Annotated in this window: 11 protein-coding genes; 7 read left to right on the top strand and 4 right to left on the bottom strand. The window is 66.8% G+C overall.

Going from position 1 to position 17150, the window contains the following annotated elements; genetic code table 11:
- Positions 1-137: 137 nt before the first annotated feature.
- From MMB92_RS00255 to MMB92_RS00240, 4 genes are all read right to left on the bottom strand, one after another.
- Positions 138-3551, bottom strand: a complete 3414-nt coding sequence (locus MMB92_RS00255) for a transglutaminase family protein (RefSeq protein ID WP_124632793.1) — start codon at positions 3549-3551, stop codon at positions 138-140.
- A 93-nt stretch (positions 3552-3644) separates the two neighbouring features.
- Positions 3645-4628, bottom strand: a complete 984-nt coding sequence (locus MMB92_RS00250; RefSeq protein WP_006481639.1) for a transglutaminase family protein — start codon at positions 4626-4628, stop codon at positions 3645-3647.
- An 8-nt stretch (positions 4629-4636) separates the two neighbouring features.
- Positions 4637-5578 carry an alpha-E domain-containing protein gene (locus MMB92_RS00245; RefSeq protein ID WP_006481638.1) on the bottom strand — a complete coding sequence of 314 codons (942 nt, stop codon included), beginning with the start codon at positions 5576-5578 and terminating at the stop codon, positions 4637-4639.
- A 64-nt stretch (positions 5579-5642) separates the two neighbouring features.
- Positions 5643-7058: a circularly permuted type 2 ATP-grasp protein gene (locus MMB92_RS00240; protein ID WP_006481635.1), complete on the bottom strand. Its 1416-nt coding sequence runs from the start codon at positions 7056-7058 to the stop codon at positions 5643-5645.
- 589 nt (positions 7059-7647) lie between these two features.
- Between MMB92_RS00240 and MMB92_RS00235 the strand changes: the two genes are divergently transcribed.
- From MMB92_RS00235 to MMB92_RS00205, 7 genes are all read left to right on the top strand, one after another.
- Positions 7648-8643: a LysR substrate-binding domain-containing protein gene (locus MMB92_RS00235; RefSeq protein WP_277562447.1), complete on the top strand. Its 996-nt coding sequence runs from the start codon at positions 7648-7650 to the stop codon at positions 8641-8643.
- 633 nt (positions 8644-9276) lie between these two features.
- Positions 9277-9702, top strand: a complete 426-nt coding sequence (locus MMB92_RS00230) for a hypothetical protein (protein ID WP_034178463.1) — start codon at positions 9277-9279, stop codon at positions 9700-9702.
- 62 nt (positions 9703-9764) lie between these two features.
- A complete protein-coding gene (locus MMB92_RS00225) occupies positions 9765-10523 on the top strand; it encodes a hypothetical protein (protein ID WP_277562446.1) in 759 nt (252 codons plus the stop codon).
- A gap of 104 nt (positions 10524-10627) precedes the next feature.
- On the top strand, positions 10628-13261 hold the full coding sequence (gene pgaA, locus MMB92_RS00220; RefSeq protein WP_277562445.1) for a poly-beta-1,6 N-acetyl-D-glucosamine export porin PgaA: 2634 nt from the start codon (positions 10628-10630) through the stop codon (positions 13259-13261).
- A gap of 17 nt (positions 13262-13278) precedes the next feature.
- The gene (gene pgaB / locus MMB92_RS00215; protein WP_034178464.1) at positions 13279-15372 is read left to right on the top strand and encodes a poly-beta-1,6-N-acetyl-D-glucosamine N-deacetylase PgaB; all 2094 of its coding nucleotides are present in this window, start codon (positions 13279-13281) and stop codon (positions 15370-15372) included.
- Positions 15369-16640 carry a poly-beta-1,6-N-acetyl-D-glucosamine synthase gene (pgaC, locus tag MMB92_RS00210; RefSeq protein WP_006488682.1) on the top strand — a complete coding sequence of 424 codons (1272 nt, stop codon included), beginning with the start codon at positions 15369-15371 and terminating at the stop codon, positions 16638-16640. The genes pgaB and pgaC overlap by 4 nt, the downstream gene beginning before the upstream one ends.
- A complete protein-coding gene (locus MMB92_RS00205; RefSeq protein WP_006488692.1) occupies positions 16618-17106 on the top strand; it encodes a hypothetical protein in 489 nt (162 codons plus the stop codon). The genes pgaC and MMB92_RS00205 overlap by 23 nt, the downstream gene beginning before the upstream one ends.
- Positions 17107-17150: the final 44 nt, after the last annotated feature.

The following is a 17150-nucleotide window of genomic DNA, read 5'->3' as shown; positions in this document are numbered from 1 at the left end:
GTCGTCAGGATGCGGCCGCGCACGCGCGCCGCCGCACCGGCGGCAAGCTGCCGCGGCGCGCGGCCGCAGTCTGCCCGCATCCTAGCACTCCGGCGAGGCCGCCGGGAGGTTGCGCGCCGCGCATCGTCATCGATCGATCAAGGCCGCCGCAAGTCCAGCGTGAACGGAAATTCGCGGCTCGGCGCGGCGGCCGCGACCTCCATCCGGCCCGGCGTGTGCCCCATCTCGACGAAGCGCGCGAGCCGGCGGCTCTCGGCTTCGTACGCGTTGACCGGGAACGTCGCGTAATTGCGCCCGCCCGGATGCGCGACGTGATACCGGCAGCCGCCGAGCGAGCGCTGCAACCACGTATCGACGATGTCGAACGTGAGCGGCGCGTGCACGCCGATGGTCGGATGCAGCGCCGACGGCGGCGCCCACGCCTTGTAGCGCACGCCCGCGACGTACTCGCCGACGGTGCCGGTCGGCTGCAGCGGCAGCGCGCGGCCGTTGACGGTCACGACGTGCCGGTTGTCGTTGAGCCCCGTCACGCGCACTTCGAGCCGTTCGACCGACGAATCGACGTAGCGCACCGTGCCGCCGATCGCCCCCTCCTCGCCCATCACGTGCCACGGTTCCAGCGCGCCGCGCAGCGACAGTTGCATGCCGTTCACCGCGATCTGCCCGAACAGCGGAAAACGGAATTCGAAGTGCGGCGCGAACCACGCCGGATCGAACGCGAAACCGGCGTCGCGCAACTCGGCCAGCACGTCGTCGAAATCCATCTGGAGAAATTCCGGCAGCATGAAGCGGTCGTGCAGCGCGGTGCCCCAGCGCGTGAGCGGCGTCGTGTACGGCGTGGCCCAGAAACGCGCGACCAGCGCACGCAGCAGCAGTTGCTGCACGATGCTCATCCGCGCATGCGGCGGCATCTCGAAAGCACGCAGTTCGAGCAGGCCGAGCCGGCCGGTGGACGAGTCGGGCGAATACAGCTTGTCGATGCAGAACTCGCTGCGGTGCGTGTTGCCCGTCACGTCGATCAGCAGGTTGCGCAGCACGCGGTCGACGAGCCACGGCGGCATGTCCTGCCCGAACAGCAGCTTGTTGCGCTGGATCTCCGCGAATGCGATGTCGAGCTCGTAAAGCTGGTCGTTGCGTGCCTCGTCGACCCGCGGCGCCTGGCTCGTCGGCCCGATGAACAGCCCCGAGAACAAATACGACAGCGACGGATGGTTGTGCCAGTAGGCGATCAGGCTCGCGAGCAGATCGGGGCGGCGCAGGAACGGGCTGTCGGCCGGCGTCGCGCCGCCGAGCACGAAGTGGTTGCCGCCGCCCGTGCCGACGTGCCGCCCGTCGACCATGAACTTCTCGCTGCACAGCCGCGATTGCCACGCGGCGTCGTACAGGAATTCGGTGTGGTCGACGAGTTCGTCGAAGCTCGCGGCCGGATGGATGTTCACCTCGATCACGCCGGGATCGGGCGTCACCTGCAGCAGTTTCAGCCGTGCGTCGCGCGGCGGCGGATAGCCTTCGAGCACGAGCTTCACGCCGAGCGTGTGCGCGGTCAGCTCGATCGCGCCGAGCAGGTCGAGATAATCCTCGAGCGCGGCGAGCGGCGGCATGAACAGGTACAGGATGCCGTTGCGCACTTCGACGCACAGCGCGGTGCGCGTGATCCACGCGGCCGATTCGAAGCGCTCGGGGCGGCGATGCGGATCCCCGGCGCCCGGTCGGCCGCTCGCGGCCGCACCGTCGTCGCGCCACTGCATCACGGTCTGCGCGGACGCTTCGCGATGCATGCCGGCCAGGTAGCGCGGCGCGTCGGCCGGGCCGGCGTAGCGGGCGCGCGTGGCAGCGGCATCCGGCAATGCGTCGCGCGGCGCGAACGGATCGCGCTCGACCAGGTACGGATAATCGGCGCTGGCGGTCCACGGCAGCGAATCGAGCGGCAGCCGGTAGCCCATCGGCGAATCGCCCGGCACGAGGTACATCCGCTCGTCGCGGAAGAACCACGGGCCCGTCTGCCAGCGCGGCCCGTCGAGGCCCGGCATGTCGTCCACACGCTTCACCGGCAGCACGTAGCCGACTACGCTGTCGAGCTGCTGCTCGAACACCTTGCGCAGCCGCGCGCGTTCGAGCTCGTCGTCGAGGCGCGCGTCGAACGGATCGACATTGACGGGCAGCCGGCGCTCGCGCCACAGGTAGTACCACACGTCCTCGTAGCCGGGCCGGATGAATTCGCCGGTCAGGTTCAGCCGCGCGGCGAGCGCATCGATGAAACGCTTCGCGTCGTCGGTCGTGTACGCGGACGGTTCGCGCTCGTCGGCGAACAGCGACGGATCGTGCCACACGGGCTGGCCGTCCGCGCGCCAGAAGATCGACAACGCCCAGCGCGGCAATTGCTCGCCCGGGTACCACTTGCCCTGCCCGAAATGCAGGAAGCCGCCGTCGCCGTATTCGGCGCGCAGCCGCTGCACGAGTTCGGTCGCGTAACCGCGCTTGGTCGGGCCGAGCGCATCGGTGTTCCACTCGGCGCCGTCGCGATCGTCGATCGACACGAAGGTCGGCTCGCCGCCCTGCGTGAGCCGCACGTCGCCGGCCGCCAGCGCACCGTCGACCTGCGTGCCGAGCGCGAGCACGGCGTCCCACTGCGCTTCCGTATACGGTTTCGTCACGCGCGGCGATTCGTACACGCGCGTCACACTCATCTCGTGCTCGAACGACACCTCGCACTCGTCGATCAGCCCTTCGACCGGCGCGGCACTCGTCGGCTGCGGCGTGCAGGCGAGCGGAATATGCCCTTCCCCGGCGAGCAGGCCCGACGTCGGATCGAAGCCGATCCAGCCGGCGCCCGGCAGGTAGACCTCGCACCATGCGTGCAGGTCGGTGAAATCGACCGACGTGCCGCTGGGGCCGTCGAGCGATTTGACGTCGGGGGTGAGCTGGATCAGGTAGCCCGACACGAAGCGCGCGGCGATGCCCAGATGGCGACACAGCTGCACGAGCAGCCACGCGCTGTCGCGGCACGAGCCGGATGCGAGTTCGAGCGTTTGCGCGGGCGTCTGCACGCCCGGCTCCATCCGCACGAGATAGCCGATGTCGCGCTGAAGCTGCTGGTTCAGCGCGACGAGGAAGTTCACGGTGCCGGCCGGCGTGCGGTCGACGGCGTCGAGATACGTACGGAACAGCGGCGCGGCGCTCGTCTGCGGGTCGCACGCGAGATACGGCGCGAGCTCGGTCTTCAGCGCGTCGTCATAGCTGAACGGGTATTGTTCCGCGCTCGCTTCGAGGAAGAAATCGAACGGGTTGTACACCGACATCTCGGCGACGAGATCGATCGTGATCTCGAAGTGCTCGGTTCGCTCCGGAAACACGAGCCGCGCGAGATAGTTCGAGAACGGGTCCTGCTGCCAGTTGATGAAGTGCTGCGCAGGCTCGACCGTCATCGAATACGCGAGGATCGGCGTCCGGCAATGCGGCGCGGGCCGTAGCCGCACGACCTGCGGGCCGAGGTTGACGAGCCGGTCGTAGCGATAGCGGGTGGTGTGATGCAGCGCGACGTGGATGGACATGGGAGCTCGGATCGGGTTGGGCCGGCCGCGCGCGCCGCGTCGCTGTCGACGCGGCGGCCCGGCATGGCGGATTCGGCGAAAGCGCGCGGCGGGTCAGACGAGTTCCGGCGTCTGCACGACGCTGATCTCGACGCCGACGGCCGTCGCGCCGAGCCCCGTCACCGGCTGCGCGTCGCGATGGTCGAGGCCGACCGCGATGCGCACGTAGCGTTCGTCCGGGCAACGGTTCATGAACGGGTCGAAGCCGACCCAGCCGAGCCCTTCGACATAGGCTTCGGCCCATGCATGGCCGGCCGGCTGCTGCATCAGCGCGGCGGCTTGCGGCTGCGCGCCGAGCGCCGGTTGCGGCTGCCCCTGCGATTGCGACTGCACCGCATGCGACGCGCCGAGCATCTGGTGCATCCCGTCGCCGCTCTGCAGCGCGAGTGCTTCCTCTTCCTCGACGTCGCCCGCCTGCTGCTTCGCATCGGCGATGCGCTGCATCGCGCTGTCGGCCAGCACGTAGCCCGAGATGTAGCGCGCGGGGATCTTCAGCGCGCGGGCGGCCGCGATGAACGCGTGCGCATGGTCGCGGCTCGTGCCCTCGCCGCTTTGCAGCGCGGTTTCCGCATCGACGGGCGCATCGGCGGCCAGGTTCGGCGCGTACGCGATGCGGCCGTGCACCTCCGTCATCAGCCAGTGCAATGCGTCGAGGCCGTGCGGCTCGATCGGCAGCGCCTGCGTCAGCGCATGCACGGTGTCGCCCGCTTTCGTGAGCGCGGTCTCGCGCTCGAAGATCCACGGCGGCGCATAGCCCTCAGGATTCCCGAGAATGCCCGCGCGGTCCTGCGTCTCGACGACGCCGGCCGCGACGACGACGATCTCGTCTTTCGCGCCGCGATCGTGGCGCACGAGGTCGATCCGGTTGCCGAGCCCGTCGGCGTACGACAGCGTCGGCTCGACGCCGTCGATCGTGACCTGCCACGCGCGCACCGTCTGCCCGGGGCCCGACTGCGGGCGCAGCCGCAACCGTTGCAGTGCGTGGGAAGCTTGATCGTCGAACTGATAACGCGAAATGTGTCGGATGGCGAGTCGCATGGCAAGTCTCAGTCGAAGTTGTAAGCCTGGGCGACTTCGAGCCCGAGGCTGTTGTTGCGGCCGATGAAGTCGGTCAGGAACTCGTGCAGGCCGCTCTTGAAGATCCGCTCGACCGAGGTATCGGACAGCATTTGCAGGATCTTCGTGGCCGTGTCGTGACACGGGTGTGTCACGCCGTAATCCTTCGCGAGCAGGTTCAGGCTCGACACGACGCGCCCGTAGCAATAGCGCAGCGAACGCGGCATGCGGCCGTTCAGGATCAGGTAGTCGGCGATGTTCAGCGGCTTGTACTGCACGTCGTACACCCAGCGGTACGAACGATGCGCGGCCACGCAGCGCAGGATCGTCTCCCATTGGTAGTTGTCGAGGATCGTGCCGACGTGCGACACCGACGGCAGCAGCAGGTGGTACTTCACGTCGATGATCCGCGCGGTGTTGTCCGCGCGTTCGATGAAGGCGCCGATCTGCGCGAAATCGAAGATCTCGTTGCGCAGCATCGTGCTGTAGAAGCTGCCGAGGATCAGCGCGGTTTCGCGCTTCACCTGGTCGAGCACGGCCGGCAGCTCGCTTTCCGGCACCGGCTGCGCGAACGCGCGGCGCAGCGCGAGCCACGCGCCGTTCACGCTCTCCCACGCCTCGCGCGTCAGCGCCGTGCGCACCATCCGCGCATTCGAGCGCGCGGCCTCGATGCACGACAGCACGCTCGACGGGTTGTCGCGGTCGCGCAGCAGGTAGTCGGTCACGGTATCGGCCGCATACGCGTCGTATTTCTGCCGGTAGCCGTCGTCCGCGCCCGAGCTGACCAGCACCGACGACCATTCGGCCGGCGCGTCGGACGTGCGCGTGAGCGCCATCCGCAGCCCGGCATCGACGATGCGCGCGATGTTCTCCGCGCGCTCGATATAGCGGTACATCCAGTAGAGCCCGCTCGCAGTTCGTCCCAGAAGCATCTCGTGTCCACTCCGTCTTCGTTCGGTTCGCGCGCCGGCTCCGGCGCGCGCGGTCGCGTCCGGCTCAGTCGGCCAGCACCCAGGTGTCCTTGGTGCCGCCGCCCTGGCTCGAGTTGACGACGAGCGATCCTTCCTTCAGCGCGACGCGCGTGAGCCCGCCCGGCGTGATGCGGATCCGGTCCGACACCAGCACGAACGGCCGCAGGTCGACGTGGCGCGGCGCGAGGCCGGCGTCGGTCAGGATCGGCGTCGTGGACAACGCAAGCGTCGGTTGCGCGATGTAGTTCGCGGGGCGCGCGCGCAGCTTCGCGGAAAACGCCTCGAGCTCGGCCTTCGACGCGCACGGCCCGACCAGCATCCCGTAGCCGCCCGAGCCGTGCACCTCCTTCACGACCAGTTCGTCGAGATGCTCGAGCACGTACTTCAGGCTGTCGGCCTCACCGCAGCGCCAGGTCGGCACGTTCTCCAGCAGCGCCTTGCGGCCCGTGTAGAACTCGACGATCTCCGGCATGTACGAGTAGATCGCCTTGTCGTCGGCGATGCCGGTGCCGGGCGCATTCGCGATCGTGATGTTGCCCGCGCGGTACACGTCCATGATGCCTGCCACGCCGAGCACCGAATCGGGGCGGAACGTGAGCGGATCGAGGAACGCATCGTCGACGCGGCGGTACAGCACGTCGATCGGCTGGAAGCCTTCGGTGGTGCGCATCGCGACGCGGCCGTCGATCACCTGCAGGTCGCTGCCCTCGACGAGGTGCACGCCCATCTGGTCGGCGAGGAACGAATGTTCGTAGTACGCGGAATTGTGGATGCCGGGCGTAAGCACGGCGATGGTCGGATTGTCGGCGTTGCCGCCCGGCGGGCATACGGCCGCGAGCGACTGGCGCAGCATCTGCGGGTAGGTTTCGACCGGGCGCACCTTCACCTGCTGGAACAGCTCGGGAAAGAGCTGCATCATCGTTTCGCGGTTTTCCAGCATGTAGGACACGCCGGATGGCGTGCGCGCGTTGTCCTCCAGCACGTAGAACGCGTTCTCGCCGGTGCGCACGATGTCGACGCCGATGATGTGCGTGTAAACGTTTCCCGGCGGCCGGAAATCGATCATCTCCGGGATGAACGCTTCGTTGTGCGCGATCAGGTGCTTCGGCACGATGCCCGCGCGCACGATTTCCTGGCGGTGATAGATGTCGTCGAGGAATGCGTTCAGCGCCATCACGCGCTGCTCGATGCCGAGCGACAGCCGGCTCCATTCCGCCCCGGAGATGATGCGCGGGACGATGTCGAACGGAATCAGCCGCTCGGCGGCCTCCGCGTCGCCGTACACGGCGAACGTGATGCCCGTCTTGCGGAACACGCCTTCCGCGTCGTGGGCCTTCTGGGCGAGGCTCGCGGGATTCTGCGTGTCGAGCCATTGCTTCAGGCGCGCGTAAGGCGCCCTTACCATGTCGCCGGATTGCAGCATTTCATCGAATGGCTTCATCGATCTTTTCTCCATCGATCGTTTTCCCCGGCATTGCGCATGCCGGACCGGCGTACTGAATGCTTTGCAAGGAACGTGCCTTGCTCGACCACGTCGATATCCCCCTGTTTTTGCGCCGCGCCAGGCACGCCGGTGCGGCATTGCGCACCACAACGGTGCAACCCCCGACGCGACGGGCGCTTGCGGTGCGCCGTGAACGCGCACGGTCGATGCTGCGCCGCGTTCGAGGAACATAGTTCTCCCGCGTGTCACGAATGTGCAATCTGCACTGCACCAAAAGTGGCGGGCCCGCGCCCCGGAACGATCACGCGCGGGCGGGCCGGCACGCGCACGGCGCAGCCGGCCCTGGGGGGAAGTACCGTCCGCGGCGGCGCGGACAGTCCGACGCGGTGAACTGTCCGGTTAAGCCGGGTCCGGCACCTCAACGCTATGCAGCCGTAATCCCGGCGACAACGCCCATGCATATTTCGACTGACACCGATCGAAAAAAAACATCGGCTCGACCGGCGCGAGGCGCGGTACGCTAGAACGTTGGTGCGGCAGACGGCGCCGCCTTTCAGGCGCCCGACTATAAAAAGCGAAGATCGAAATGGAAGCAAAGTGGCTGGAAGATTTCCTGAGCCTTGCGGATACCAAGAGCTTTTCCCGGGCCGCGCGTCACCGGCACCTGACGCAGTCGGCATTCAGCAGACGAATCGCCGCGCTCGAAACCTGGATGGACGCGAAGCTGGTCGACCGCAGCATCAACCCGATCACGCTGACGCCCGCCGGCCAGATGTTCCGCGGGTTGGCCGCGGACATCCTGCGCAGCATGTATGCGGCGCGCAACCTCGTGAACGGCTACGACCAGTTCGCGGCGAGCGACCAGGTCGTGCGTTTCGCCGTCGCGCATACGCTCGTGTTCACGCTGTTTCCCGAATGGCTCAAGCAGCTCAACGGCGAGGTCGGCCACGTCACTGCCCGCGTCAATGCGGTGAACGTGCCGGAAGGCGTCCAGCAACTGGTCGAAGGCGAATGCGATTTGCTGCTCGGCTATCACCATCCGCAGTTGCCGATCGTGCTCGACCCGAATCACTTCCCGTTCGTCAGTCTCGGCGTCGAACGCATCCTGCCCGTGTCGACACCCGATGCACGCGGCGAGCCGGTGTTCCAGCTGCCCGGCACGCCCGATGCCCCGCTGCCGCTGCTCGCGTATTCGTCGGGCGCCTTTCTCGGCAACATCGTCGAGATGCTGTTGCTGAATGCGACCGAGCCGTACGTGCTGCACCGGTGTTTCGAAACGCACATGTCCGAGGCGCTGAAAGGCATGGTCGTGGCCGGGCACGGCATCGGCTGGCTGCCGGAAAGCTGCGTCGCGAAGGAGCTCGCAGACGGCACGCTCGTGTGCGCGGGCGCCGGCGACTGGATCACCGAACTCGAAATCCGCCTGTATCGGTCGGCGCGCAAACGCGGGCTCGCGGCGGAGCAGCTGTGGACCTACATCATGAACCGGCCGCACGCGGCGATCGACGGTGCGACAGGCACTGAAGAAGCGGCCGCCCCGGCGATGCGCAGCGCGCGGCGAAGCGCGGGCGGCAGCCGCTGATGGCATATTCGCGCCGTGGATATCCGCGGCGCGAATACGCGCTCTCCCGATAGCAATCGATAATCCCGTCGGACTCCGTAAGATCCCTCGACGGCTCTTAATCTATCTCCAGAACACGCAAACGTTTGCGATTCATGTCGTATTTTTTACTGTTTTCCGTATTAAGTAAGAATAATCGGCCCGCCTTTCCAGACAGAAATACCTTGTTACACAAGTTTCGATTTACCTGTAACTGTCGGAATCATCAAAAACGTCGCACCCTCATTTCACGATGTGCGACCTGTATCCGGACCTTCATCGATTCGCCTCGAATACAGGAGCAAGAGTTTCTTTTATCAGTCGTTATTTTTCGGCACGAACGTCGATACCTCCGACGTGATTCAAAGCGTGCTCGATCATCGCTACCGAAGAGCAATTTTCATGTTCGGCAATATCGACTTTATTCAGCATTAAGCGATCCTCAGCAATCCATCCTTATCCTATTTAAATAGGATCTTTCACCCCCGTCCCATTCCGACCACACGCGGTTGTTGGTTCAAAAACCATCGTGTATCAATAGCGTGTCGCAAAAAGAACGTTGGCAAATTCGACTCGGAGTCGATGCACGTCATCGATTCCGGACGGGAGATTGCAATGTCACCCTCGCTTCGACAGCATGCTCGCGCTTTCCTGAGCGTCTTCGTCTCCACGCTGTGCATGAACGCCATGGCCCAGACACCGGCGGCCTCCTCACCGGCGTCCGGGCCGGGGGCGAACCGGTACGTGATTTCGTATATCTGCGGCGATGCGCGGATCGACGGCACCGCACCGCTTCCCCCCGACGGGCGTCCGTACAACCTGGGCGTGTCGTTCGTCTCGGAACATACCGGGCAGCCGCTCTCCAACGTGCAGGTGCGCCTGCGCCGACATGGGCGCGTGCTGGTCGAATTCGCCGCATCGGGATCGCGCTGCCTGTTCAGCGTGCCCGATGCGAGCTACCGGGTCGAAGGGACCTATCAGGGAGCAACCCAGTTCGCGATCGTCGAGACGGGCACGCTCACGACGCAGTTGCGCTGGTGAACGTCGCGCCGCCCCTCTCCGATCGCGCCAATCGTGGACCGCATCGAATCAAGGAGTCTTGCATGCCTCGTGCAGAACGACCGGACGGCTCGCCCGCCCGTCAGCCGAAACCCTCGTGGGGTCCGGGAAAGAACGCGGCGCTCAGCGTCGCCGCATTTGCCGCGATCTTCTGTGCCTTCGCGTACGTCGAGCGGGACACGAGGGTCGGCCATGCGAGCGTGACGCACGATATCGCCCGCGTGATCGGAAACGCCGTCGGCAAGTCCCGCGAGCTCATCGTGGCGGCAACCGGCCGCGTGTCCGGCACCGCCGCGCCAGCCGGCTCGACCTCGACGCTCGCGCAGGCCGGACCGGTTCCGCCGTCCGCCTCCGCTCCCCCCGCCGTGTCGGCCACGGCCGAACCGGCCGTGCCGCCGCAAACGGCGGCCCGCTCCGACACGACACGTACGCGCCCCGCGCACGTGCCGCCGACGAGGCTGGCGGCCAATCCGCACGCCGTGTCGACCGGCAGCCGCACGACGCGCCCGGGCGACACGCACCGGACGTCACGTTCGCAGACGCTGGCGCGCACGAGAAAACACCCCGACCCCGTGCCGAAACCGCAACCGCAGTCGTATGTCGCGGGCACGTCGCACATGGAGGCCACCAGCGTCACGCACGATGAGCTGGAAGGCGCCCGCGCTCTGGCCAAGGCGCGCTGGTGCGCACAAATCGACGAATGGAGCTGTGTGGAGCAAAACGCGAGCCGTGCACTCGCCATCGACCCGAAGAACAGCGAATCGCGCGCGCTGCTTGGACAAGCGATCCGCAACCGCCTGTGACCTGGCCGGATCCCGCCGGGCCTCGCCGCCCGACGGGGCGACGGCCGGCGACGAGCGCCGTCGGGCGTGCAACCGATGTGATCGTTTCAAAGTGAGGACACACCGTGGCCAACAATCGTCAACAACAATGCACCACCGTCGCTCCGCCGAACCGGCGGATCCTCCTGCATGCGCCGTTGCTGTGCCTGCTCGTCGCGTCCGGCCCGTGTCTTGCCGCCGAAGGAGACGCGGAACCGGGCAGCGCGAGCGAAATCGCCGGGTCCCGCGGCGCGCCTGATGCGTTGCCGCCCGACCTGCAGCCCCCGGGCGCGTCGACGCAGGCCGCGCCGGGTTCGGGCACGCAGCGGCCGCTTGCGCCAACGCCGATCGCGCAAGCGTCGGACGCATCGATGCAGATCGCGCAGGCGCCGAACCCGGCGATGCCGACCACGGTCGTGGTGGACCCGGATGCGCCGCAGCCGGGCGCGCCATCGACGAATGCACCCACGCCGGCCGCGCAAGCGTCGAATGCGCCGATGCTGCTGGCGCAGGCATTCGACACGCCGCCGGATACGCCGCGGCCACGCACGCAAACGTCCGAGGCACCGCGGCAGCGCGCCCAGGCCACGACCACCGCACCGCCGGCTACACCGACCACACCCGCTACGCCGACGCTCACCGCGCAGGCATCCGGCACGCCGATGCCGAATTCGCCCGCGCCCATGACCCAGCCGTCCGGCGCCGAACCGCCGTCGTCCCGGCAACCGAATTCGCAGTCGCCCGGCGCGCAGCTCCCCGGCGAGCCGATCCAGCGGTCGCAAGGCCCCGACGTCGAAGCGCCGAATGCGCAGGCGCCGAATCTCCGCACCGCCGACGTCGCGACGGTGCGCAACGACGTGTTCGGCCTCGCGGCAAGCGGCGGCGCGGTCAAGGCGCTCGACGAAGCAAAGGCCCGGCCCGATGCGTTCTCCGCCGTCGATATCGCGCAACTGGAAGAACTGTCGATTCGCCAGCAAGTGCGCGGCGGACGCGACAAGTCGCGCTCGATGACGAGTTCGGACCGCTTCGACGGAATCGACAGCGCCCTGCGGGCGGCGGACGACCTCGACAAGCGGATACCGCCCACGCCCGAGTACACGCCGGTCCGCACCGCGCTCGCGGGCGACCGGGTCGTCGCCCTTGCGGCACGCGGCGACATGAAGACGGCCGTCGCGACGTTCGAGACGATTCCGTCCAACGCGGAAATCTCGATCGACGCACTGGCGGCCGTCGGCGACGCGTACCTGTACCTGGGCGAGCCGGCCAAGGCGAACGCCGTGTACGCGCGTGCGCTGAAGCAGGCCACCGCATCGCCGACCGATCGCGCGACGCGCGGCTTCCAGTATGGCGCCCGCACGCAGCCGATCGAGCTGCGCGAAGGGCTGTTCTGGTCGTACGTCGACCAGGCACGCGCGCCGGAAGCGAAGCAGGTGCTCGACGACATGGAGAAGTCGCTGCCGCCCGCCAAGCAGGTGACCAACGTCGGTCCCGGAGAAAGCGACTATCTGCGTTACTACCGGTTGCGCGCGCAATACCTGATCTTCACGGGTCACGCCGACCAGGGGATCGCCGCCCTCGAACAGCTCGAGAAAGAGGTGCCGTTCAACGCGGAGATCCGCGCCGCGCACGCCGATGCGGTGTCGGGCCAATCGCATCCACGCCAGGCGATCTCGATGTATCGCGCGTCGCTGACCGATCACCCGGACAGCGTCGAGATGCTCGCGGGCCTCGGCCGCGCATCGCTCACGGCGGACGACTACGCGACCGCGAAGACCGTCGACCAGACGCTGGGCAACACGTTCCCGGACAGCGGCGCCGTGCGCGGCTTCAAGCGCGACTACAAGGCCTACCGCAGCCCCGTGTTCACGACCGACCTGAGCTTCGAGCACGGCAACAGCGCGCTGGCCGACAACAGCTTCACGTCGGACAGCTACATCTACTCGCAACCGTTCGGCGACAACTGGCGGGTCTTCGCGCATACGTTCTACGGCCATGCGCAAACCGACGGCGGCAGCGTCAGCCGCACACGCACGGGCATCGGCGGCGACTACCGGCACGGGCCGCTCACCGTGCTGGGCGAGGTCACGCGCTCGCTCGGCGGAGACGGCCGAACCGGCGGCCGCGGCACGATCGCGTACGCACTGAACGACTACTGGACGGTCAGCGCGGGGCTCGACACCAACGACAACTCGCTGCCGTGGAAAGCGTATGCCGCGCACATCTGGGGCCGCTCCGCGAACGTCGAGGTCGTGTATCGCCAGAACGACCGGCGCGAAGTCAAGCTGAGCTACGGCGTGAGCCGCTACAGCGATTCGAACCTGCACCAGGAAATCGCGGCGACCGCCACGCAGCGCGTGTACACGTCCGCGAACCAGCTCGTCAACGTCTCGCTGAATCTCGGCACCGACAGCAACACGCGCCATGACGCGCCCTACTTCAGTCCCGGTCGCGACTACGCGGCTGCGGCGACCGTCATGCATCAGCTGACGCTGTGGAAGAAAGGCGACACGGGGCTGCAGCAGCGCGTGTCGGTGTCGGGCGGCGTGTACAACGAGCGCGGCTTCGGCACCAGCCCGCTGTGGAGCGCGCGTCTCGAGCACGCGTGGACGTTCAAGCACGACATCACGCTGAGCTACGGCGTCGAGGTCAGCAGCCACGCATACGACGGCCAGCGCGAGCGCTCCGAAACCGGCTTCCTGTCGCTCAACCTGCCGTTTTAGCAAGGAGATCGGCAATGCTGCAATCCAGACGGACCTTCATGTGCGGATGCCTCGGCACGTTTGCCGCCTGTTCGCTGTTCCCGGGCGTGACCAACGCCAAGATGATCGACCTGCTGCCGCCGTCCGATCCGGCCGACGGCAAGACGTTCCGCGTGATCTGCATGCACGACGTGCGCGACAACCTGATGGCGTCGTTTTCGTCGCCGACGGCGATCATCGATCCGTTCGCGGTCGATACCGGCACGCTCACCGCGATCTTCTCGTGGCTGCAGACCAACAACTACCACACCATCACGGTCAAGCAGATCGAGGAATCGCGGCACGGCGGCAAGCCGCTGCCGCCGCGCTCGGTGCTGCTCACGTTCGACGACGGCTTTCGCAGCCACTACACGAAGGTGCTGCCGCTGCTCGAGCGCTTCAAGTATCCGGCCGTGATGGGCCTCGTCACCGCGTGGATCGATACCCCGGCGGATACGCCGATCCGCATCAGCGACAAGGTGCAGGTACCGCGCGACTACTTCCTGTCGTGGGACGAGGTGAAGAAGCTCGGGCAGTCGGAATTCGTCGAGCTCGGCTGCCACACCCACAATCTCCACCACGGTGCGATCGCGAATCCGCAAGGCAACGAGTTGCCGGCGACCACGTCGCATCTCTACCTGCAAGACCAGAAACGCTATGAAACCGACGCCGAATTCCACGCCCGCGTGCACGACGACCTGCAGACGTGCGTGCGGCAGATCCGCGAGCGCACCGGCCTCGTCGCGCGCTCGATGGTGTGGCCGTACGGCGCGGAAAACCAGCCGGTGCGCCAGATCTCGACGTCGCTCGGCATGGACATCCAGTTCAGTCTCGACGCCGGCCCGAATACGCCGGACGTGCCGCTGGACCGGCTGAGACGGATCCTGATGATGTACGACGTCGATATCGGCGGGTTCGAGCGCTCGATGCGCGAGCCGGCGTCCAACCGCGGCGACGTCGACGTGCCCGAGCGCACCGTGCAGGTCGATCTCGACCAGGTCTACGACCCCGATCCCGCGCGACAGGAAGCGAATCTCGGCAAGCTGATCGAGCGCATCTACCGGATGCAGCCGAAATCGGTGTACCTGCAGGCGTATGCGGACCCGAAGGGCACGGGCGTGGCCGAAGCGGTGTATTTCCCGAACCGGCACCTGCCGATGCGTTCCGACCTGTTCTCGCGTGCCGCGTGGCAGCTCAACACGCGCGCCAACGTGCAGGTGTACGCGTGGATGCCGGTGCTCGCGTTCCGGCCGCCGGCCGACAAGCTCCGCTCGCTCGAAGCCGTCAGCGCATTCGGCGGCGCGCCGGCCCGCGAGAACGGCACGCGCGTGTTCCGGCTGAGCCCGTTCGATCCCGATGCGCGCCTGATGATCCAGCAGATCTACGAGGATCTCAGCAAGCACGCGTCGTTCAGCGGCATCCTGTTCAGCGACGACGCGGTGCTCGACGACTACGAGGATGGGGGCCGGCATGCGCTGCGCACCTATTCGCAATGGGGGCTGCCGGCCGACATCGGCAAGATCCGCGAGAACCCCGACCTGATGAAGCGCTGGACGCACCAGAAGACGCGCTACCTGATCGACATGACCCGGCAGCTCGAGCAGATCGTGCTGGCCCACCAGAACGTCGGCGACGTGCTGACCGCGCGCAACATCTTCGCGATGCCGGTGCTCAAGCCCGAATCGGAAGCGTGGTTCGCGCAGAACTACGACGATTTCCTCGCCGCCTACGACTACGTCGCGCTGATGGCGATGCCGTACATGGAACAGGCGAAGGACCCCGACGGCTGGCTCGACCAGCTCGTGAAGGCGGTACGCACGAAGCAGCGCGGGCTGCAGCGCACCGTGTTCGAACTGCAGGCGTACGACTGGCACGGGCAGAAGGCGGTGCCGGCCGGCACGCTGCTCGCGCAGATGCGGCGGCTGCGCAGCGAGGGCGCCGTGAATTTCGGCTACTACCCCGACAACTTCCTGAACGGCCAGCCTGAGCTCGACGCGATGCGCGACGTGATGTCGCTGAAGTCGCGCCTCGACCCCACCTCGATCAACGCGCTGATGCAGATGCAGCAGTCGCACGGAACCAAGACGCCATGACCACCCACAGCCTGATCCAGCGCCTGCAGGATTTCGTCTTCTACTATCCGTTCTTCATGTCGTATCTGTGGATGATCGGCGGCGTCGTGCACTACTTCCTGCTCGAGGAAGGCCGCGAGCTGTCGACGCGCACGATCGCGTCGAGCGGCATCCCGAAAGTCTCGATCGTCGTGCCCTGCTTCAACGAAGCCGCGAACGCGCGCAGCGTGATCGGCCACCTGAACGGGATGCAGTATCCGAACTACGACATCATCGCGGTCAACGACGGCAGCAAGGACCGCACCGGCGAGATCCTCAACGAGCTGGCCGTCGAGATTCCGCGGCTGCTCGTGATCCATCACGCGCGCAACGAAGGCAAGGCGGTCGGGCTCACGACCGCGGCGGCCGTGTCGAACGCGGAATACCTGCTGTGCATCGACGGCGACGCGCTGCTCGCGCACGATGCGATCGGCTGGATGCTCGAGCATTTCCTGACCGATCCGGGCGTGGGCGCGGTGACCGGCAACCCGCGCATCCGCACGCGCACGTCGCTGCTCGGCCGCATGCAGGTCGGTGAATTCTCGTCGATCGTCGGGCTGATCAAGCGCACGCAGCAGGTGTACGGCCGCATCTTCACGGTGTCGGGCGTGATCACGATGTTCCGCAAGACCGCGCTCGCCGATGTCGGCTACTGGAGCTCGGACATGCTCACCGAGGACATCGACATCAGCTGGAAGCTGCAGTGCCGCGACTGGCGCGTCGTGTACGAGCCGCACGCGCTTAGCTGGATCCTGATGCCGGAGACGATCAAGGGGCTCTACCGGCAGCGGCTGCGCTGGTCCAAGGGCGGCATCCAGGTGCTGCTCAAGTACGCGGGCACGCTGATGCGGCCGACCCAGATGATGATGTGGCCGCTATTCGCCGAATACCTGATCGGCATCGCGTGGGCGTACTCGATGTCGTTCATCCTGCTGCTCGCGCTGATCGACGTCGTCTACCCGCTTCCGCCGAACTGGCATGTGTCCGTGGTGCCGCACTGGCACGGGATGCTGCTGGTCGCGACCTGCATCCTGCAGCTGATCATCGGCAGCATGATCGATCGTCGTTACGACGAAAAACTCCTGATGTACTTCCTTGACACCATCTGGTACCCCGTCGCGTTCTGGCTGATCAGCATGATCACCACCGTCATCGCCCTGCCCGCCGTCGTGCTGCGGGGCCGTGGCAAGCGCGCCGTATGGGTCAGTCCCGACCGAGGCATTCAACATGAAGAACGCGCCGATTATTGACCTTTCCCTGCGCGCCCCGCGCGACATGATCGCCGAACGCGGCAACATCGTCGGGCCCGTGCTCGTCGCATGGTTCCGCCTCGTGCGGCCCGCGCTGGTCGGGGGCGTCTGGGCATCGATCTGCATCTATACGTACCGTTACCTGTTGCCGTTCAACGAGGCCGAGATGCCGATCGAGCAGATCGTGTTCTACGTGACCAGCATCGCGCTGATCGCCGGCACGATCGTCATGTGGCTGATCGCGGGGCGCGTCGTGCATCCGTTCGCCTACCGGTTGCGCGTGTCGAAGATGCTGCGGCGCTCGGCCAGCGTGAAGGTGCGCTCGGTGCCGCCGACCGCGTTGGCAAGCGAGCGCCGGCGCGGCACGCGGCGCACCACGCGCATTCTGGTCGCGTCGCACGACGCGAACGGGTCGATTTCGGGCATCGAATGGGTCGCGCATGCCGGCCCGCAGCCCCGCGAATAAATCGCCGGAGACGTGCCGCGCCGCGCGCGACGCCTGCCGCGCGA

The organism is Burkholderia sp. IO2, assembly GCF_029522185.1.
In the GTDB taxonomy this organism is placed as follows: domain Bacteria; phylum Pseudomonadota; class Gammaproteobacteria; order Burkholderiales; family Burkholderiaceae; genus Burkholderia; species Burkholderia cenocepacia.
This window is presented reverse-complemented; position numbering and strand designations above follow the sequence as displayed.